Origin of the sequence: Bremerella alba (assembly GCF_013618625.1) — a bacterium.
Taxonomy (GTDB): Bacteria; Planctomycetota; Planctomycetia; order Pirellulales; family Pirellulaceae; genus Bremerella; species Bremerella alba.
Window position 1 is genome coordinate 89,238 of record NZ_JABRWO010000013.1, and the last position, 21,747, is coordinate 110,984.

Genomic DNA, 21,747 nt, shown 5'->3' on the forward strand with positions numbered 1-21,747 from the left:
AATTCCCTTCGCAACTATTGGGCAGGCAAAAACACAACAGCGTCGGCAACCACATAGCCATCGACACCTTCGTTGGTCAATGTAACCACCGTCTCACCACTAAGCTCGAATTTGCCCAACGAAACAAAGACCTTATCGATGCTCGGGGCCTTCTTTTGATCGATCGTCCCGGAGTAGACTTCCTTCCCTTGCGTAGTGACACTTACCGGCACGTTCGATGCACGATTGGGATTATTGGAATAGGCAACGCGAACGTCATACTTGCCGGCTTCCAACTTCGAGACTCGGAAGGAGATCGACTTTTTGCCCTGGGCCTTGTTTTCGTCGTGAACGTAACCTGTCCCCACGTAGCCAGAAACGGAACTGCTTACGGGCCAAGCTCCTGACATCTGAGCCTGGGTATCGTCAACGACGATGCCGTCTAGTTTCTTGGGGTCGATAACTTGTTTCGGAGCGAACCTCTTGCGTTCCATTTCTAGGACTTGTCCATCCTTTAGGAGTCGCTCGCTCAGTTCGGCATATTCGACATCTTGAACAGCGATGTCTTGATCAATAGCCATGCATGCCGCCGTAGCAGCCGATTGACCGAGGATCATAAAGACTGGTTCCATGCGGATCGATCCGTAGGCAATGTGCGATGACGACACGCAGACAGGCACCAACAAGTTGGTACATTCCTCCTTTTTAGGAGTCACGCTGTCGTAACTGATCGGGTACGGACCGCCCGGGCTGATCTGAATATCCCCTTCGTTTCGGACATGTCCCTGCTCGTTAACAAACCGCTGAACGTTATGCGAATCCATGTTGTACGAGCCCATCCCGATGCTCTTGGGTGTAGGGACTTGCGCTTTCAACATCGGTTCGCACATCACGACGGGGCCGATCATGCGGCGAGCTTCGCGGACGTAGATCTGATGCGGCCAATTGCCATTGTCGACGAACTCATCCTTCGCCAATCCCCACTTATTCATGCGATCTTGGATGTCCTTAGGAATGGACGGATCGTTGGCAATAAAGTAGAGCCAGCCCTTTTGATAAGTTTCGTGCTCTTGAATGATTTCCTTACGGCGTTCGTACGAAGCTTCTGGATAGTCGTAGTTCATCCCGATGTTATCGGTTGAGAATGCTCCGTGATTGTTCGTATCGGTCTTGAAATTTGGGGCGGGGTCGAACTTATTGAAGACACCCTTCCAGCCACCCTTGAGGTAACGAGCAAGCAACGCATACTGATGCGGATCGTAGCCTTCCGGTTTGGGAAATTTGACCTGATTATCGGTCGCTGTCGTCAGACACATCCGAAAGCAATAGGCCTGAATCTTATCGTCGCCACTTCCATCTGGCCCTGGCTTCTCGGAAGATATACGGGGCAACAGTCCGCTATTACGATCGCCTTTGTCGACATAGGGATCGGTCGGATATTCAAATTGATGCTTGTGCGTTCGAGCGACTTGGACGCCGTTGATCGTTTCATTATAAACATCATTCGCCTCGCGACCGACGTGATACGAAACGCCAGCGGCAGCCATCAGGTCGCCTTCGTAGGTCGTATCGAGAAAGATCTTGCCTGAGTACGTGTTCCCATCGAGGGTCGAAATGCTGACAACCTTTCCATCAACCTTCTTCACACCGTTCTTGCGATCAAGCCACTGATCGCGGACGACGGGAATTTTGTACTCGTCCACGAGTTCCTCGAATACCTTCTCGGCGACATGCGGCTCGAACACCCACATGCTGTTGGCGTCGGTCCGATAGCGACTGTATTGTTCAGGCTTTTGTTGACGCCAAGCGTCTGGTTGGTCGTAGTGTTTCTTTACACGTTGGTAGAATTCCAGCGACAACCCACCAATGGCATTCTTATCGCCACTATCGGTCCATCCGAGCCCGCCACTCGAAAGTCCGCCGAGATGCTTATCGGGAGAAACAACGACAACCGTTTTGCCCATTTTCTTGGCTTGAACTGCAGCCGCGATGGCGGCAGAAGTCCCTCCGTAAATAACAACATCATAGTGTTGGGGCGCCGCAGAAACGGCAGTCGCCATGCTGGATAATGCGATAGCGAACGTTAACAGGCATCGAATCACGGGAAGAACTCCAAAAAGGCAGGGTTTTCGAGGTTCTAATATGGTAGCCCAAAGCTAACGCGGATCAATCCACCCAGAAGCAAGCACTGCGTTGCCTAATACGCCAATAAAACAAAGAAACCTGAGATTACCGTGCCAGAAGTCCCAACGCCCTAATACACCCACAGATAAGAACCTGGTTTTGCCATCGAAACATTTCCGTTTCCGTTTCCCCCAATTCGCCTGACACACACTTTGTCCGGTCGCTACCGATTGAACTGTTGACATCCCCTGGGGCGACAAGATTTCATGCGAACGGCGGGAACTTCATGAAACGCTAACCGTTTAGCACGTTCCGAGACCAGACGCCGAATTTATATTCAAGGTGTTTGACGATTCTTCACCGTGCTCGGTACCACAATCCATCATGTCAGAACCTCACTCTCCTTTGCCTGAACAACCGCTTGTTTCGGTCGTTATGGGCGTATGGAATCCGCATCCACGTCATTTTCCCGAAGTGGTCGAGAGCATCCTCGCGCAGACCTATCAGAATCTGCAGATTATCTTGATTGAGGATCCGTCAGAGCGCGACGGACGCGAGATGATTAATCATTTGAAAGATGATCGTTTCACCCATATTCGCAACGAAACACGCACCAGCTTGCCCGATCAGCTCAATCAAGGGCTCAAAATTGCCACAGCAGACTTGATCGCCAGGGGTGATGCGGACGACATTTGGGAGCCTCATCGCGTTGCCACCCAGGCCCAGTGCTTTCATGAAGACCCTGAATTGGTTGTCTTGGGAAGTACTTTGAACATTATCGATGACGATGGAAATCATCTCGGCTACCGCGACTATCCCCGCAAGCACGATACGATTGTAAATGCCCTCCGGCGTTATTGTCCGATTGCCCACCCGGTGGTGATGTTCAAGCGAGAAGCGGTCATGGCACTAGGTGGATACCACAAAGACTTCTACGTGGAAGACTACGATCTTTGGTGTCGCCTAGCTAAAGCCGGCGCTAAGTTTGAAAACTACCCCGAGCCGCTGGTCCGTTACCGCGTTCACCCGGAAAGCATGAAGAGTACCAAGCTCAAAAAACAGCTAGGGGAAACCATCCGCATGAAAGAGGCCCATTTTCGCGGGAAGATGGTCGGCGCAGATCGCATGCGACTTCTGGCAGAACGGGGCCTGATGATGATGCCGAGTAAGTTTGTCCTGTGGCTGTTTGGCCAAATGACTTTCAGCAAGGAACTTCCCTCTTCTAACTAAGCCCAGTTTCAGCCAATTATTGGCACGCTTTGTGCGTTAGGTCTGGGTTGTTTAAACGAAACCAGTCCTATCGAAAGCAACAACCCATGGGTATTATTTCCTGGATCGTATTCGGCCTCATTGCCGGGGCATTAGCCAAGTTTCTCTTTCCCGGAGACGACCCCGGCGGCTGCATCGTCACCATCATCATTGGTATTGTGGGAGCCACAGTGGGTGGCTTCATTGCGACCGGGCTCGGATACGGCACAGTTACCGGATTCAATCTATACAGTTTTGGCGTTGCAATACTGGGCGCCATGGTCGTCCTGGCCATCTACCGCGTTTTAATTGGCGGCAAAAAAGAATAGCCTGTATTTGCTCGAGAGAAGAACACAGCCTGGGAGATGACCTTCAGGCTGTGAATATGTCGATTGCAACACTAACATCCCATGCGATGTGGCTGCGAAACTGCCGGACAAATAAGCCTCTGGAATGTAACTTAGACTTCTAAGTATTGACCAATCTTGGTTTTGATTTCATCGCGAACCCGCCGAAAAGTAGGCATATTCTCCGCATCTGTGCCCTGAGCCTCAGCCGGGTCGTTAAACGGCCAATGGAGCATCTCTTTGGCACCAGGATAGACGGGAAACTCTTCTTTGGCGTTGTCACAAACCGTAACCACCAGATCAAACGGTTGATTCCAGAAATTGCTGGCTAACTTGCTTTCGTAGCTGCTAATATCGACGCCCCACTCTTTCATCGCTTCAATTGCCAGGGGATGCACGTAGCCCGATGGCTTTGAGCCGGCCGAGTAGGCCTCCCATTTACCTTGGCCTAATAGCTTCCAAATAGCTTCAGCCATTTGCGAGCGACATGAGTTCCCTGTGCATATGATCAAAACACGTTTTGTGAATTTCCCCGCCGCAGGATGCCCCGATACAACGATTGCGTTGGAATCTGTTTCTGGCTGAATGAATTGATAAGCAAAAACAGCCAGTACCGCACCGGCAATCGTAGCCACGATATAGATCCACAAATGTTCCCAATGACCACTCACCAAAGCCGGAGCAATGGATCGAGCCGGATTCATCGATGCTCCGCATATGGGGCCAGCGAACATCGCTTCTAATCCGACGGTTGCACCAATGGCAGCGCCCGCCATAATGCCTTTTTCCTTCGCACCGGTGGCGACATTAAGAATGATAAACATCAGAAAGAATGTGAGGATGACCTCGAACACAAAGGACTGCCACCAGACCCCCGCAGGCAACGTAGTGCCCAGGGTATCATGCTCTAAAAAAAGCACTCTTAAAGTGGCACTTGCCGCAATAGCCCCTGATAGCTGGGCAATGAGATACGGGGCAATTTCTTTACCTTCAAACTGACGAGCAACCCAAAACCCGATTGTCACTGCTGGGTTGAGATGCGCCCCCGAGATGTCGCCTATCGCGTAGATCAGTGCCATCACAACCAGGCCGAAGGTCAACGCAATACCGACATGAGTAACGGACTGCTGGCTGACATCATTGACGATGATAGCGCCCGTCCCTGCGAAGACGAGAGCAAACGTCCCAATTGCTTCTGCAACATAGCGTCTCACGAATGACTGTCTCCAACACAAGCAGAAGTTCGCTCTCGCCGTCTCATTAGACGACGGTTTCTAAACAATGCAAGAAACCAGCGAAGCAACCACAAGTGGACCTATAACTGTTCAGCGTACCTTCTCGTCACGATTCAATAAGCCCAATCACCTTGCGTACGGCTGGATGCCTGAAAAACCGTCGATTGATCACAACCGAAGCGCTAAGCAACCTCGATAACGCACGTATCACGCTACCCAACCATGCCGGCATGACCAGCCTACATGGGTGGAAGACCATCACCTTTTACTACGGCAGGGATTTCAGAGCGAGTTTATTTCCGATTATTTCTTGGATCAATGGCAATGTGGTCATGCTCAATCCTGGCAATAAAACCGTAATACCAAATGACATAACAATTTACATCACCCGCATGTGATCAGCCCATACGACAAATCGCTGAAATATCAGACGAATTATCTCTCCGTTTCTCGGGATGATTTGCTCCTTAGGCGATAGCAGCAGCCGGGAGTTTAGGGCGAATATATCAAGTTTAACGACAGAGACTGCCGATCACACTTAGAAATACGAACGACAATCTATCCGTGCGCGCCGTATCCCAATCAGAACTATGCCTGCATTCAACATTGAAGCCCTTTCCGAAGTCATCTCAGCCTGCGAAGCAACCGCAGTGGAAGCGTCGGATGCGTTTTCCAGGGCTTTCGATCAAAAGATCCAACTTCAGTTGGGTGAGGGGAGCCCACTCTCCCTCGAAACAGACTTAGCCGACTGGAAGGTCACCGGGCTGGCGATTGTCTTGAACGTCGAATCCCAGGCCGCGTTGATACTGATCCCCCAGCAAAGCGGCCTGCTACCCGATTGGTATGCAACACCAGATCCGACCGGCGAAAGCAAGCTAGCAACACTCGGGCAGGAACTCGGCATGACCCTCTTGCCTGAGGAGTTCATGGCCATGGAGTTCCAAGTTCAGGCCGTCGAAGACCTGGCAGCGGCATGTCGCAACGGAACCCCAGGCGACAGTCCAGCTAAGTTGTCTTTGCAACTAGAGATTGACGGGGTACCACGCGAAGCGCTAATGCTCTGGCCGATGACCAAGCCTGCGAGCGTCTTTCAAGCCGACGAAACCTCGCCAGATGCCGCATCTGCTGAAATGGCCCCGACCCCAACGAAACCTGCGACGGCACCACCCACGAGTCCCCCACCTCAAGCACCGCACTCACGAATCAGCAGCTACAACGAGCTACCAGGCTTCAGCCGTAGTTTGCTGCAAATTGAAGTACCGATCCGAGTGATCTTGGCGGCCAAGAAGATGAAGGTCAACGATATCATCAACGTGGGCGTGGGGACGATCATTCAATTCGACAAGTCTTGCGAGGATACACTCGACGTTGAAATCGGCCGTCAGAAGATTGCTGAAGGGGAAGCCGTGAAGATCGGTGATAAGTTTGGCGTTCGCGTCACGAGCATCACGATGCCTGAAGAACGGTATATCGCTTTGAAAGCACGAAGACGCGTTCGCTAGCAGCGAAGTCAGCGATAGCAGTGACGGGATATCGCTGAATCTTCAACCAAATCGCCGCTCAGTATGTGCGGCTTCTCGCGATAAAACTAACGTTACGCGTTCGGCGCAACCGATTCATTTCAAGGGTTTCCGATGCGTCATTTACGCGGAATGACTCGTCGCCTTTGGTAATCTTGTCCGCGGGGATTCAGCATGTTAGTCGTACTTAGCGATCTCCATCTCACCGACGGCACCAGTTGCGAGACCCTGGATTCAGGGGCCTTTCAGATTTTCACGCAACGGCTCCAAGATCTCGCCGTGCGCGCTTCTTGGCGGAGTGATGGTCAGTACCGCCCCATTCCCCACATCGATATTGTTCTGCTGGGGGACGTTTTGGATATCATGCGATCCTCTCGGTGGCTCATCGATGGCCCAAAACCGTGGAACACTCAAGAGTCCGGCGAATTCTCCAAACGCGTTGGTTCGATCGTCTCTGGCATCCTAACGCGCAACTTAGAAACGACTGCCATCTTCAAAGGAATCAGCGAACGCCAAACCGTGCGCGTTCCAGGGATGTCTCCCGATGGCAAACCAACATTCGACGACGACTTGCAACCCGTTCCCGTTCGCATTCATTACATGGTGGGAAATGCGGACTGGCCGTTGCATTTGCCAGATTCAGAAATGAACCATGTGCGCGGTACCATCGTCGAAGCACTGGGACTCAATAATCAACCGGAACGCCCTTTCGCTCACGAACCAGCCGAGGACCCCCAGTTGTTGGCTGCATTGCGTCAACATCGTATGTTCGCGCGACATGGTGACGTGTTCGATAACCTCAGCTATGCCGGCCACCGCGACCGAGCTAGTCTGGCAGACATTCTTCTAATTGAAGGACTCATGCGTTTTCGCTTCGAGATCCAGCATGGTCTTGGAGAGCAACTGCCAGCGTCATGCCAATTGGGACTTCAGGAACTGGACCACGTTCGTCCTTTGATCATGGCACCAGTGTGCTTGAACCAGATGATGAAAATTTCTTGTCCGGTCACATCGTTGCAATACGAACTGAAGAATTGCTGGGATCGTGTTATTACCCAACTGATGCCGCAGATTTACCAACTAGATCGCGACAACTCCTTCGGCGTGCGAGATCTGGAAGAACTCGGTTCACTACTGAAATTTCGACACCAGGATGAAGAAACTTGGGGCACACGCATCATGGCTTGGCTCCGAAAACAAGGTCAAAGCAAATCGCTTTCGAAGAAGGCGATGGAGGAATGTGAGTTCCGTAGTCGGCGCGCCAAACATATCGTTTTCGGCCATACCCATTCTGATGAAACCGTTCCATTAGATGCAAGTTTCGCCGATGGTTATATGCTCAGCCAACTCTATTTCAACTGCGGAACATGGCGTCGGGTCTATTCGCCTACGTGTAGCGCAGGAGATTGGCGCGAGTTCCTTCCTTCTGAGAAGATGACCTACCTGACCTTCTACCGAGATGACGAACGACAAGGTTCTCCTTACGAGGTTTGGAGCGGGATTCTCGGAACCGCGCCGTCACCAATTCGTCGAATTCGCCTGGATGGGGCACAGAACGTGATGGCTCCTAAAGCGAACCCTGTGTTCACTCCCCCTCTCCGATCACCCGGGAAATCTTCTTCGCTGGGTGGTCACACAATCCCCGCGCCCCCCTCTCCAGTCTATGAACCTCTAGGGGGTCCACTACGCAAATCGAATGAATCGATAGGTCCGCAACGATAACCTAACGTCCTTTGCGGAAACCCACACGGAAAGTCTCGCCCGCATCCCCCAGGATTCAAGTAGACTATCGACAGGGGCAGGCACGTTGGAGATTCTTCCTTCTTTTTGGAGATGTCAGACGGTATGTCGCAGGCGATCGTAGTTCAAACAACGACCGATAGTTCTGCGAATGCAGAGAAGCTTGCCGAGACCATCGTTCAAAATGCCCAAGGGGCATGTGTACAGATTGTTGGTCCCATAAAATCTGTCTACAAGTGGCAAGAAACGATCCAAAAAGAAGAAGAGTTTTTGGTCTCGATCAAGACGACGAGGCCGTTTTTTTCCTCATTAGCCGAACTGATTCGCCAGCACCATAAGTACGAAGTTCCTGAGATTATTGCGCTTCCTATCATTGATGGGTCGAGCGAATATTTGGAGTGGGTGGCCAATCAGGTTCATAATTAGTAAGAAGTCGATGTATCGGTTTCACGTTTCGGTGCATGCTCGCCCCCGATCACTGCAGTTGGGTCCTCTCGTTCAAGCACGAGGACTTCGGCTTCAGACATTGTCGATATCGCCTATCGTGTTGGGCGAGCCAATGGGGTGCTCCTTCGAGAGCGCGCAATCCCGCCTGATCAACCTACCTCGCATGTTGTTTGAGCCTGATGGCTCATTCGTCTGGGTGCACGAGAACGATGGGGATGACGCCTGGCAGCTAGATGGCGTCTTGTTTGATCGTAATGGCCGTTTGCATTCTGCTGAAATTAAAGGGAATTGCTCGGACGAAGCGTTTGATACGCTTTTAAGCGCACTGGGCTGGCCTGGGACGGACCTTGTCTTTCAACTGTCCGACGAAGCCATCTTTATCGATGAAGGCGAGTTTCGTCGGTTCGCTGCCTCTCAAGACGGACAGGCTTGAATGCTAAGTTACCGTGGCCCGAACAGTTCCTGCAGGCCTCGATTGATCCCGTCCTGAATCGCTCCCCGAGCAGCATTATCAATCAAGCCTCGGGTCATCTGTTCAATCACTTGACTGTCGATTTTCGGCTGATGCATAGACCCCGAGATGGGTACATTCAGCGCGGTGCCTCGCATAGACGCCAACCAGGGAGCTTTCTCGACCCAACTGTCTTGAATCGGAATGGAGGCCATCATTTGCATCTGTTGGTTAGCGTCTACCCAGCCGGATGTAATCACCTGAACGGTCCCCGACTGAACGATCAGGTTTTCGTGATACACGCGACCCTTGACCATCCGGTAGCGAACCTGCTGCGGTGGCAAGGTCAGAAGCGACGCGGAATCTTGGCCGATCGCTGCAGCCGGTTTTCCTTGAACCAACGCTTCCACGTTTCGAGCAAGCATTACGTATCCCTGGGCCAGCGGACCAGACCGTACTTCGGCTCCTTGAATGTGCAGCACGCCGTTGGACTCGCCTTGGATGGGATCAGCGATGGGGAACAGTCCTCGTTCCACGTCGAGCGAAAACCGCCCCTCGACGCGTGTTGCATCTGCCACGATCGGGGTAACGTATTGCAGCCACGTACGACACATTTCAGGGGTAATGGCGACGTTCTCGATGACTCGCCCTGGGGGTACTTGCCACTGAATAGGCTTTGCATTGAGAAGCAACTGGGTGTTCAACGCCAGCTTCCCTCCACTAAGTTCAGGGCTATTCGCCGTCAGCTGAATAGTGCCTTGCCGAAGTTGGGCACTCAGTGTGGACTCGCCTGCCGGTATGCCGAAAAGGCTGGCTTGTTGCCAGGAGACATCACCGGCGGCTTCCCATGCCGGCGAGATGGTCAACGAATTCCCGGCAGAGTTCGCTCCGTCCCACAGTGGGCCGGTCCACTGAAAACGCGAGGTGCGTTGCCCTTGAATTTGGACTTGAGGTCCTATGAACGCAGCCACCAGCGGAGATAGCTTGGCCCAGTCATAATCTGCCTGACCTTGGATCGAAACGTTGCCCATGGTCGACAATTGGCTCACGCCACCACGTGCATTCAGTTTCAAGGCAGAGCAGTTCAACTCACATTCATGCACTGCCAATGTGTCTTCGGCGTGATTCAGGCTAAGCGATTGCATGTACAACAAGTTCGTTTCGCGCCAGGAAAGCGTTTGTCGACTTGCCGAAGCAGGCTGGATCTGAGACTGAACTGCTCCGTTTGAATCGGCAGGTGGAACTAATAATTCCCAGTTGGCAATCTGTCCGCTGTTCTGAAGAACGATTCCATTGGTGTCGCTGGAAAGAGTCATGGTACCTGACATCTCTCCGCCCACACGGTTTTGTCCTAGCCACTGTGGCGGCACGACCCAATGCACCCCTCGACTCAAATCGACGCGATAAGCCAGTTGACCGGATGCCGTTGCGTCGCTTCTTAAGGGAACGTCTATACCTGTCCCACGAGCCGAAATGGTCGTACCGACCACGGTAAACTGCTTACTCGAAAAATGCTGCGCAGCCCAATCGACTAAAGCATTCCCTTCCACTCGAAGTTTCTTTTCGTTGATCTGCGTAGCCGGCCCTGCCAGAGAGAAGTCATTCAGATCGACATTCACTCCTTCAATCAACCATTGGTTTGTTCCCATGGCCAGCTTTGCCAAAACCATTCCATTGCCACCGACCTGATAATCTCCAAAGCCGATTAATCCGCTCAGCTGCGCCCAAATTGGCGCGACGGCTCCTTGCAATTGTAGCTTGATCGGCCAAACGGTGTCTTCGCTAAGAATGACTCCGGCCGATGTTTGGGCTGTCAACGATGTCGAGCCTGCCTGCAGTGACGCATTGGCCGACTCGATCTGCTGTAGCGCCGCATTCTGCAAAACGACCGTCGATTGCAACTGAGCCTGAAGTCGAGGCTCTGCAAAGTAAACCTGCGAGCCTTGCGTCCACTTCACATTGGTACCCTGAGTAGCAGCAGCGAGCCCGACTCGACCGCCACCCAGATTTTGAATCTGCAGCGACCCTTCGAGCGTGCCTGTAAACTGATTTCCTTTAAGATCGATAAATCGCGAGAGGTCCGAGGCCAGACGATTGCCATCAATAGAAAAGCGGACATCGGTCTGCGGACCGTTCGTCTTTCCATCCGCCGTCAGGAAGGATGAACGACAAGCAATAGAATCGAGTTGCAATTGATCGCCTGGCATTGAAATGCCTGCAGACAGTTCCAACGGATGCTGCCAATCGGCATGTCGCCCATTCACGATTGCCACGATGTTGGAAACGACTGCCGCCGCGCGCAACGAGGAATGTCCCGCTTCGAGATGATTCGCCAGATTTAAAGTGACCCGCCCTTCCTGAAGCTGAACGTCGTCCCGGATCTGAAGCAGTTCAGGAAATGCATTGGCCAACCGCGCCACGTCGATGGTCCCTCGCAACTCCCACGGCTGATCACCCAGCAACTGCCCCGGTGAAGCATTAGGAGACGAAGCCGCCGTTAGCTGTGTGGGAATTCTTCCATTGATAAGGACTTGCCCCCAATCGGTCGTCAGCGTGAATTGATTGGCCTGAGTGTGACTCCCAGCAAATCCAATTTCGCCTGTTAGCCGGAGTGTTCCATCGTTCCAGCCTGCACCACGCGCCGAGTTAATTGCACGCAGTTGGATCCCGCTCGCTTCCAGATTACACAATACGGAGGGCCCAGCTTGCGATGAGACAAGGTCGATCTGCCCATTGAGTTCTCCCTGGGCAGATATCTGCTGTCCCGTGCGAGCACCGATCAGTTCGGCAACCCCCAACGGAACTCCCTTAGTCACGACCGAGAATTTGGCGTCTCCTGAACCGGTCGGCAGGGTACCTTTGCCTTGCACTACCCCAATTTGCTCACGATCGCGCAGACTAGCGGAAAAGTTACACGGTGCCGGGACCGCCAACTCACGAAAGTCGACATCGGCTGAAAGGTCTTCTAAAGTCCAAGTCCGTGAAGAGTTCCCATCGGCCAGATGCACGATGCCTTGGCGAACGACCAAGCGGTATGTTCGCACAGTGGCCGGTTCTCCGTCACCTGCTTCTGTGGATGCTTCCGTAACTGGTAAAAGTTGTTCCAGATTGCTTTGCCCCTGGGACACACTTACATGGACGACCGGTTGATTGATTTCAATCGTCCCTAAGTTGGCCGAGTTGCCTATCAGGCCCAAGAGCGATTGACTCACGCGGACCGAAGGGATTTCTGCGATCGGAGCCCCCTCGGCATCGACGACTTCCACTCCCTTGAGAACGATGGGTGAAAACCAACCCAGCGAAGCAGACTCGACGGTCACCTTGCCATGGAGATCGACCGTAGCCTGAGAGATCCCCCACGACAAAAGAGGCGTTTGCGCCACGATCGATGGAAAGATCACCACTAGAAAGACCAGGCCAGCCACAAACACCAATGGTCGCCATTTAGCCCAACTACTGGCCGTTTCAGTCGAATCCGTTCGATCTTTTTTCATCGCTCTGACCTTATTCGTTACGCTGCGCGCATAAATCCACGCGGTTTGTATCGCATTGCGGAATTTCAAGCCAGAGCGACTTACGAGCTAGCAATCCATTGCGGATAGCTCGACAAGCAGGGAGTGGCCCGCCGATTTACCTTGGGACCACCCTGTTTGTCTGCCACCGACGTTTGGGGCTAAGCTGCCCCGCGTTGCTCTCCCTGCTTATCCGCGACGGGCAAGTTCTCTTTGGCCTCGGGCACGCCCAAAGCTGCCGCGACGCCTGGGGCTGTGCGGATATGCAGATCGCGTTGCGGAAACGCTATTTCGATCTTCGCATCTCGGAAGGCTCGATCGATCGCCGTATGAAGATCGGTGATCACCATCAAGCGGTTCTCTAGGTTCGGCAAATAGGCACGCAGAACCAGGTTGAGCGTACTGTCGCCGAAGCCCTCGAACGTGGCGTTGGGTCCGGGGTCTTTGAGGAGGTACTGATTCTCCTCGGCGATTTCCAGCAAAATCTTGCGTGCTGCTTCCGTGTCGGTACCGTAAGCCACACCGACATTGATCACCACGCGATTAACCGTATCGGACAACGTCCAGTTCAACAGGCGACCGGTGATGAATTCTTTATTCGGAACAACATATTCCTTCCGATCCCAGTTCGTAATCGACGTCGCACGAATCCGAATTCGCGAGACAACGCCGGTCACATCATGGATGGTCACGATATCTCCGACACGAATCGGACGCTCGAACAGGATAATAATCCCTGCCACGAAGTTGGCAAACATTTCCTGCAGGCCAAACGCGAGACCGAATGTCAAAGCGGTCGCCAGCCACTGGATTTGCGACCATTGCAGGCCTACGCTCGAAAATGCCCAGATCACGCCGATCATCACGATCGCATAACTGGTCAAAGATGTGATGGCATAACGTATAGACGGCTCTAGGGGTAATCGCTGCAAGATGGTCATTTCCATCAAGCCTGGAATATCTCGCGCAAAAACCAACGTCAAAAATAATATAAGCCCAGCAAAAGCTATCGTCAGGATCGTGATCTTCTTGGAAACCACTTTCTCATCTGTCGAATCGTCCGCGATACTAGGGATCGCTTCTTTCGCTGCCCCTTCCTTCGCTTCCTTGTCCACTGTCGCCGGAGGCATCCCCGGAGTGGTGGGCATCTCGGCCTGAGCAACTTCTTCAGTGGATGCGATGTCGTAGCCATATTGGTCCAGCATTTTCAACGCTGGCAAGACCTGCCCCCAGATTAGCCAAAAACCGATCAGAGAGACCGTAAACATTCCCGTCGCGAGAAGTCGCTGCGTCTGAGCACTGTGAGCCGAAAGTTCTTCTTTGGCTTGTTCGGCCAAAATCGAGTTCGATAACGAAGCGGCTGCCGAGTCGCCGGTCTGAGCGGCAGCCGCAGCGGCACGTTCGCGGGCCTGCGCGATGCTTAGCTTGCGACGAGCCAGCATAACCCAGCGCATCAACGTTGCTCGAAGAAGCATCAGCCCCAGCACGCAGCAAAGCGTAGCGAACAGTCTCCATGACACGACCTGAGCGGTGTAGTAATATCCCCAGAATGCGAGGCCTGCCAACATCAACGGCGTGGTAACCGATCCCCAGTACCAAACGTATTTCAAACGGTCTAACCAACCGCCTTGATTGTAGGCGAGGTACTCCTGAAATACGCCGGTCGGATGCAAGATCCGCGCGAGAAATGCAGAGAGGAACAGGGCCTGAACAATGAAGCAAACACGTTCGATCGCGTCGCGACCATGCGTTGGATCGCTCGCGTAAAACGTCGACGTGACAAAGGTCAACGGCAACAGTACAGGGATCAACCAGGTCATGCTCTTACCGAGTAATCGCAACGAAGACTCTGGCCACTTAAAGTGAGCTTCACCCAGTCCGTTGCCGCGGCACACGTTTCTCAATAGCTCCAACGGAAACCACATCACGGCGGTCCAGTACAGCCCGTTACCCACTGCGATCGCAAATGTCTGATCGGTTCCGGAAGACATCAGTCGCCACGCGATAAAACCGACAAACGCGGGATTCACGGCCGCGAGAATCAGCGAATAAAAGATGGCGTGCATCGTCGGCCAAAAGACAAAGAAGCCCGGCTTCTGCGCGAGGTCTCCCATGGATTTTAGTTCGTTTCGCAATCGGCCTCGTTTAATCACGAGTGCGACAAAAAGCGAGACGACCACAACCCAGATCACCATATTCCGCTTGATGTCTGACCAAAGAACGCGAGAAACCTCGACCCAATTTGCGGGTAGCAAAACTGCCTTATCCGATTCATCTACGTGAACTTCCGTCGCCAGAATGTTGCCGCTACGGATCCACAAGACACGCTTGTCAATGTAGTTCTGATAGGCTTTGATCTCGCTAATGGTTTGCTGCTCTTTCGTCTTTAGATCGATCAGCGTATTTAGGTACTTCGTATTGTTCTTGATCAGCAGACCGAGGAATTCGCGTTTCTTCTCGAAGAGTTCCCGGGCCGCTGCTTCGAGTTGCTCGCGTTCCGATTCGTCCTGCATTTGAGCCTCGTCCATGATGCGCTGCACCAGGACTTCAGGATTCGAGAGTTCTTCGCTTTCGTCGTCGTATTCGAATTGCTTGAACTGGGCCTCGTCAATCAACGCCTGACGATCGGGCGAGCCCATTCGCAAGGGGGACATTTCGATCAGATCGGTACGCTGCTTTCGGAGAAGCGCGCCAATCGAGCTGGTCAGTCCCAACTTCTCAACTTTTTCTCTCGTCTCGTTGAACTGCTTGCGCAAGTTTCGGAGTTGCTCGGCTGCTTCATTCTCTTGCTTCTCTGCCTCGGCCAGCATCTTAGCAATTGCCTGAGAGGTTTCCGCGAGTTCCTGATTTCGTTCGGCATAGGACCGCAGTACTGGCTGGACCATAATCAGTTGTTCGCGCGCCTGGCGAACGGCTTCCTGAGCCGCTTGCGCTCGCTTCTTTTGCACCTGGTCAGCGATCGCCTTCATCGTCTGCTCGGCAAATGCTAGACGCTGGGTCGCCAGGTCGCGTTCGAAACGAACGAGATCGACCGCCTCTTCGCTGTCGTACTTGGCCAGTTCCGCTTCCGCTGCCACATACTGTCGAAAGAGTGAAATCCGCCGGGCCATAACATCTGTTTTGATGGCCTGGGCAAGCAGTGGGTGTTCGTCTTGAGGAATGCTTTCCGCTGCCTGCTTAACTTTGGCGAACTCTTTGGGGACCGCAACCATCCACTCGCGAATTTGCTTGCGTTGATCGACACGACGTTTGGGCTCGGTTTCCGCGGCAATCCGATCCTTCTGAATTGCGGTATGATCGAGTTCCTGCTTAGCTTGGCGTTGTTCAAGTTCTGGCAGCGGAATATCAGCAAACGACTCCGGCTTCAACTTCTTAATTTCTTCCAGCGTTCGCTTGATTACATCGATTCGTTGCTGAATCGCTTCCGGCCGAGCCTCGGCGGCCATCGCGTTCGCTTTCGCCGCGAAGTCCTGGGCTTCTTTTACTTTGGCAGCTGCGTTTTGGTAGAGCTCGATCGCCCGCTTCTTTTTCACCTCGTCCAGATTGGTCGCTTCTTCTGCTTCTCGGCGAAGCATCTCGATGCGTTCGAGCGTGAGATCTTCTTCCGGCAAACTGAGACCGCTAGGAGTAGGCGCAGCACTGCCCGGGGCAGACTGAGCAGGCGGCTGTTGCTGTGGTGCACCAAAAGCGGTGCTTGTCGGCTGGCTATTCGGTCCGAAGGAAGGTTGATATTGCGTTTGAGCCGGTTGCATCGGGGGCTGTGCGTATTGCTGTGCCGGCTGCGATGGCTGCTGGGCCACCTGTTGTTGTGGTGGTTGCCCGTCGAATTGCAACGGAACCGGTCCGCGGTAAGCGCTAGGAGGCGCATCGTTACCGTCCACGGTAATCGGAATCGGCCCATAGCCAGCTCCGCCTGGTTGCTGAGCCCAGATCGTTTCCCAGCTGACTAAGAACACGAAGCCAGCCAGGAAGGCGTTCATCCATGAACGCTGCAATTGCAACATGATTACTTTCCATTCTGCTCCAAGAAACGGCCCTCAATCGAGATGGGCCGTTGCGAGCATCTATTTCGTAACATCGCCACAGACCAGACGCACATTCCGTCGCTGTCTAGAGCCTGCGGGGCGTCTACGATAGAGTTTGACCTGCAGACGGTCAATCGAGATCAATTTGCTTTCGCGAGGGCATCTTGAAAAGATTGATCGAAGCGATGCTAGCGTCGCGAAAGGATTATCAATCCACGTTCTAACGGCCTATCATTTTTAACCGATGCGCTGCTCGTCGAAGGACCTCTTGCGTAAACGAATCCCCCTCTACGACGTTGATAGCGCTCTTTTCTTTCGCGGCCACCAAGAAGAAGCAATACAACATTTCGTCCGTGGTCTCTTCCCCAAAGGTAACACGCTGAGGAGGCGAACTGGGGTTGGTAGGGTTGTCTGCCGAGTTATCGTAGATTGCCACCACTTCAATCTTTGTCCCAGCTGGAAGCTGCAGGGGGTCTGCTAGCATGTACTCGTCTTGCCAATTGAAGTCCCACTGCGGCACGTCGATCAGCACCTTGGAACTACCATCGGGCAGGTACGCTGTGGCCTTCATCTGTTGCCCTAGCAGGTGCATGTGCGGAATGCAGCTGAGCAGCGTCACCTCGGCCGGAAGCTTATAAGACGCGGTGGCTTGGTAGTTCTTCTCGCCTGGCGGAATGTCCAGATCGAACGAGGATGTCCAGACTGCGAACGCTTCGTTCTTCGGCTTGTCGACAAAATAGATTCCTACTTTCGAGCGATCCTTGGTCGCTTTGCCATTGGGATGATAGTGAATCTGCATCACCAGGTCGGCACCGCGGGGCATCTTTCTTCCTAGGCCATCGGGTAGCGGCCGGGGGGTTTTACCCGGCGACCAACCGCCAATCGACCCTGACGGAACAAAACCGGGGCCACCAAAGGTCGAATATCCAGGCCCGGGAGAAGCCTTATCCTTGGAGCGTGACTTGCCGCTGTCATCTAGGTAGAGGATCGAGTGATGAACGACGCTTGCATCGCCAGGCTTAAATTCAATGGTCGCCACCAACTTATCTTCTGGAATATCGTAAGGGATGACGAAGTTGCGGAAGATGTCTACGCCGCCTGCTGGTACGTCGAAGTCTTCTTGCATTTCGAGCACCAAGTCAGGCTCGCCCAAAACCCAATCGGCAGCAAACGTGGGTAACGGAGGCAAATCGGCAGGATCTCCTTCGGCACGCTCCGACTTAGCCCACGCTTTGAGTGTCTCGATCTCACGATCGCTCAAGGTCCGCTGCCCCTCGAATTCGCCGTGAACCTGAGCCGCCTTCCAAGGAGGCATCAGTTTCGAATCAACGACTCGAGCAATTTGCCGAGCTCGCTTGGCAGCATCTAGATAGCTGGTCAGCGTGAACGGTCCGACTTCTCCTTCGCGATGACATACGACGCAATTTGCGTTCAAGATCGGCGCAATGTCTCGATTAAAAGTAAGCGTCGCCTCCTCAAGACTTGGCATCGGTGGAAGCTCGTAATAACAACCCACAGGCTTCGTAACCGACTCCACAACCGGCAGGCCTGCGGCAACCTTTTCCACGGCTTGCTTCAAGGTCTCTTCCGTCGCTACCGGCTTTCGCGAACCCAACTGGAGAAACCGATCATCGATACGCCCCCGATAGGCAATCTCGCCGTGCTGGTTAAACACGAAGACTTCCGGCACCGTGGTCGGCTGGAGCGCATTCCCGAGGCTTGCATCGCGATCCATTAAAACAGGAAACTCAAGCGAGAATTCCTTAACCATGCCCGCCACGTCCTGGGGAGTCTGAGTCACGTCTGCCCAGATGCCCAGTAGCTGAATCTCTATTTCGTTCTTACCCCACTCGCGATAGAGGTCGTTCAATACAGGAAAGTAGGTCCTCGAAACGGGGCACTCGCCGGTCATGAAGACGAACACCCTTACCGCTTTCCGAGAGTTGGTCGCAATCTGATGTACGTCACCCCGATGATCTTGCCGGGTCAAATTGACCAACGTGGCGGCATCCGAAGCAGGTGCCGCTTCTTCAGCGAAAAGCCAACCGCTAGCAGCAACAAGCAGAAAGCTGACCGACAGGAACCCGGAAAGAAACTTCACGATTGCTTACTCCCTATGAGAATCGCGGAACTTCGAAGAGCGTTTCAGAAGGAATTGTACGCTTTGAAAATCTGTTCGGAAGAAGCAGTTCTTCTCGCGATACCCTATTCCTCATCCAAACATACTCATACAGCGGTCGAGATGTTTCTGGATTGAAAGACATTTCGCACGGAATATATCTCAAGCAGGTTTAGAACATCCGAAAAACCCTCGGTATTCCGAGTGCAAACAGCCTTATCAAGCAGCGACTACTTCCCCAACTGTGCGTCCAACTCAAGCGTATCACCCACCTTGGCTTGCCATTGTTGTAGGGTCACAAACAGCTGCTGCTTTTTCTCGGAGTGAGCACGATCGGCGGAAAGATCTTGCATTTCCATCGGATCGTTGGTCAGGTCGAACAGCTTCACTCGATTCGCCTTTGGATAGACCATCAATTTGAAACCATCGTCGGTGATCGATCGCTGCCGGTCGAGATAGCAATTATAAATGGCGTCGTACGACTCAGTCTTCTCACCATGAATCAGGGGCAGCAGACTGGCAAACTCAACGTGTTCCGGCTTGCGAACTTGAGCCAATTCCAAAGTGGTTGGCATCACGTCTTGCAGGTAGACTGCCGCGTCGTTCTCGCCTGATTCGATGCCAGGGCCGGCAATCAATAGTGGCACGCGAATGCTGTGGTCGTACGAATTTTGCTTACCCATCAGCCCGTGGTGACCACACGCCAAACCATGATCGGAGGTGAAAATCACGTAGGTTTGGTCTGCTTTGCCAGACGCTTCCAAGGCAGCGAGAATGCGTCCAATTTGCTGATCCATATGGGTAATGATCGCAAAGTATTCTTGCCGATGCACCTGAACCGCAAGCTCGGTGCGAGGGAAGGGCGCGAGGTGCTCGTCACGGAGGCCAGGTGGACAGCCGATCTCTTTGTGCTCGGGATATTCCGGCAGGAAGTCTTCTGGCACATCCACTTCATGAGCCGGATACATTTCGACGAACTCTTGCGGCGACTGTCGTGGATCGTGCGGAGCGTTGAACGCGATGTACATAAAAAACGGCGTATCGTCATGGGCGGCTTCTTCTAGAAAGCCGACCGCCTCGTCCCCCACGACTTCGCTCCAATGCTTGCCCCCCTCCCAGAAGCCGCCGAACTTTTTGTCCCATGGCTGCCACTGGGTATCGTCGGCATTCTTTGGGCGGTTGTAACCTTCAGGCGTTTGCTTTGGCATTCCGCCGCGGATGTGTCCCGTGACGTCAAAGGCCTTGGCCGCGTTGGCCGGGACATGCCACTTGCCGGTCATGTAGGTTCGGTAGCCGGCGTTCTTCATGTACTCCGACCAAAATCGCCCGGCCTCTCGCTCCTTTTCGGCAGTCTTATAGACATCGTTGGCGTGCCACACAAATCGCCCTGTATTGAGCATGGTGCGACTGGCGACGCATACTGCACCGCTCCACGAACCTTGGTTGTAGGCATGCGTGAACGACATCGACCGCTTGGCGAGTTGGTCGAGGTTAGGCGTTTGAGCCTGGGTCATGCCCGAATAGCCGGTCGTTTCGTAGCTTTGGTCATCTGAAAAAAGGAACAAGATGTTCGGCTTCTGTGTTTCAGCGGCTTGGGCGAGAGAAACAAATGCGAGAACGACAAAAGGAAGCAGGGCAACAATTCGGATCACGAGGAGAACTCCGCTAAGAGCCAATAGCCTGGGACAGAAGATTAGCCTTAGCATAATCCATTCGTGGTTTCCCTTCCACGAGCGCAAAAAGAAGCACGCTCTTCCAAAACGAAGAACGTGCTTCCGCAATACTAAGCACCACCACAGCACAGGGGGAATGCCTAGCTGGTAACTTTCTCTTTGGCCAGTTTCTGGTCCAGGCTCCAAGGCCCCGAGCCGACCGCCATAATGAAAAGCATCGTCCCCATCATGGAAAGGTTTTTCATGAAGTGAATCATCTGTCCCTCAACGGCGTCCCCTTCCAAGGTCCAGAAGTCATGGAAGAAGTAAGTCGCCAATACTAAGAACGTGAACAACAACAGGGCTCCTACGCGGGCATAAAACCCCAGCAAAATCGACAGCCCACCGACAATCAAAAACACGATCGCTCCGACGAGCAGCACCTGAGCCGCCGGAACACCTTCCGAGGCCATATACTGAGCTACGCTGCTGAACTGCGGGATTTTGTTACCTAACGCACTCATCAAAAAGATGGTAACGATAAACAACCGGGCCACCACCGTTAGCAAACCTTGAACGGTCGAATTCATATTGCTCACTTCCTAGATTGGTTCTGTCACTCGTTAAATCTGATTTGGGATCAGGCCAGATCGAATAGCATGATCTCAGCATCCTCATCCGCTTCGATTTTCAACATCCGTTCTTCGCTCACCGCCGCACCGTCGCTGGTGGCCAGCGATTGCCCGTTGAGCGTCACTTTGCCGCGCAGTACCTGGAGCCAAGCATGCCGCGATTCGGCTAAGGGGTGCTCGACCACGGTCTGCGCGTCGAGCTTACTCAGGAAGATCTTCGCGTCCTGATGAATCATTAGCGAGCCATCTTCCGCATCCGGCGAAGCGACAACCCGGAGCCGATTGTTTAACTGCTCATCGGGAAATCGCTTCTGTTCGTAACTGGGCGTGTGCCCTTTCTGGTCGGGAAAAAGCCAGATCTGATAAAGGTGAGCGGACTCGTCCGCAGACGGGTTGAACTCGCTATGAGTGATTCCAGTACCGGCGGTCATTCGCTGAAATTCGCCTGGCCGCAGGACCTCGCCATTGCCCATCGAATCCTTATGCTCTAAGGCACCCTCCAATACGTACGTGACGATTTCCATATCGTTATGAGGATGGGTACCGAAGCCTTGCCCTGGGGCCACACGATCTTCGTTCATCACTCGTAGCGAACGGAAGCTCACGTGATCGCGATCGACATACCCTGCAAACGAAAACGTATGGTACGCATCGAGCCAACCGTGATTGGCATGGCCACGATCGGCCGCTTTTCGGACATGGATCATCACTAGGTT

Annotated in this window: 14 protein-coding genes; 6 read left to right on the forward strand and 8 right to left on the reverse strand. The window is 53.3% G+C overall.

Translation table 11 applies throughout. From position 1 onward, the window contains the following. Positions 1–14 precede the first annotated feature (14 nt). On the reverse strand, positions 15–2,081 hold the full coding sequence (locus HOV93_RS21115) for an FAD-dependent oxidoreductase (RefSeq protein WP_315853448.1): 2,067 nt from the start codon (positions 2,079–2,081) through the stop codon (positions 15–17). A gap of 406 nt (positions 2,082–2,487) precedes the next feature. On the opposite strand from HOV93_RS21115, the gene HOV93_RS21120 reads away from it, so the two are divergent. Then, positions 2,488–3,333: a glycosyltransferase gene (locus HOV93_RS21120; RefSeq protein WP_207398533.1), complete on the forward strand. Its 846-nt coding sequence runs from the start codon at positions 2,488–2,490 to the stop codon at positions 3,331–3,333. 86 nt (positions 3,334–3,419) lie between these two features. Continuing rightward, complete coding sequence (locus HOV93_RS21125) at positions 3,420–3,680, forward strand: GlsB/YeaQ/YmgE family stress response membrane protein (RefSeq protein WP_207398534.1); 261 nt, start codon at positions 3,420–3,422, stop codon at positions 3,678–3,680. A gap of 131 nt (positions 3,681–3,811) precedes the next feature. Here HOV93_RS21125 and HOV93_RS26665 read toward each other — a convergent pair whose 3' ends face one another. Beyond that, complete coding sequence (locus tag HOV93_RS26665; RefSeq protein ID WP_390814350.1) at positions 3,812–4,912, reverse strand: MIP family channel protein; 1,101 nt, start codon at positions 4,910–4,912, stop codon at positions 3,812–3,814. Between the two features lie 611 nt (positions 4,913–5,523). On the opposite strand from HOV93_RS26665, the gene HOV93_RS21135 reads away from it, so the two are divergent. The 4 genes from HOV93_RS21135 to HOV93_RS21150 all read left to right on the forward strand — a co-directional run bounded on the left by HOV93_RS21135 (position 5,524) and on the right by HOV93_RS21150 (position 9,073). Further along, on the forward strand, positions 5,524–6,435 hold the full coding sequence (locus HOV93_RS21135) for a FliM/FliN family flagellar motor C-terminal domain-containing protein (protein WP_207398535.1): 912 nt from the start codon (positions 5,524–5,526) through the stop codon (positions 6,433–6,435). Between the two features lie 192 nt (positions 6,436–6,627). Beyond that, positions 6,628–8,175 (forward strand): hypothetical protein, encoded by a 1,548-nt coding sequence (locus HOV93_RS21140; RefSeq protein ID WP_207398536.1) that lies wholly within the window; start codon positions 6,628–6,630, stop codon positions 8,173–8,175. A 123-nt stretch (positions 8,176–8,298) separates the two neighbouring features. Next, positions 8,299–8,619 (forward strand): divalent-cation tolerance protein CutA, encoded by a 321-nt coding sequence (gene cutA / locus HOV93_RS21145; protein ID WP_207398537.1) that lies wholly within the window; start codon positions 8,299–8,301, stop codon positions 8,617–8,619. A gap of 184 nt (positions 8,620–8,803) precedes the next feature. Next, complete coding sequence (locus tag HOV93_RS21150) at positions 8,804–9,073, forward strand: hypothetical protein (RefSeq protein WP_207398538.1); 270 nt, start codon at positions 8,804–8,806, stop codon at positions 9,071–9,073. 8 nt (positions 9,074–9,081) lie between these two features. On the opposite strand, the gene HOV93_RS21155 is transcribed toward HOV93_RS21150, so the two are convergent. The 6 genes from HOV93_RS21155 to HOV93_RS21180 all read right to left on the reverse strand — a co-directional run bounded on the left by HOV93_RS21155 (position 9,082) and on the right by HOV93_RS21180 (position 21,738). Beyond that, positions 9,082–12,585: a hypothetical protein gene (locus tag HOV93_RS21155; RefSeq protein WP_207398539.1), complete on the reverse strand. Its 3,504-nt coding sequence runs from the start codon at positions 12,583–12,585 to the stop codon at positions 9,082–9,084. A 179-nt stretch (positions 12,586–12,764) separates the two neighbouring features. After that, entirely contained in the window at positions 12,765–16,607 is a 3,843-nt protein-coding gene (locus HOV93_RS21160; RefSeq protein WP_207398540.1) for a mechanosensitive ion channel domain-containing protein, read from the reverse strand. A gap of 241 nt (positions 16,608–16,848) precedes the next feature. Then, positions 16,849–18,729 (reverse strand): redoxin domain-containing protein, encoded by a 1,881-nt coding sequence (locus tag HOV93_RS21165; protein WP_315853449.1) that lies wholly within the window; start codon positions 18,727–18,729, stop codon positions 16,849–16,851. Positions 18,730–18,977: 248 nt separating this feature from the next. Beyond that, positions 18,978–20,399 (reverse strand): sulfatase-like hydrolase/transferase, encoded by a 1,422-nt coding sequence (locus tag HOV93_RS21170; protein ID WP_315853450.1) that lies wholly within the window; start codon positions 20,397–20,399, stop codon positions 18,978–18,980. Between the two features lie 161 nt (positions 20,400–20,560). Next, complete coding sequence (locus HOV93_RS21175) at positions 20,561–20,989, reverse strand: DoxX family protein (protein WP_207398542.1); 429 nt, start codon at positions 20,987–20,989, stop codon at positions 20,561–20,563. Between the two features lie 50 nt (positions 20,990–21,039). After that, positions 21,040–21,738, reverse strand: coding sequence for a pirin family protein (locus tag HOV93_RS21180; RefSeq protein WP_207398543.1), 699 nt, complete (start codon positions 21,736–21,738; stop codon positions 21,040–21,042). Between the last annotated feature and the right edge of the window lie 9 nt (positions 21,739–21,747).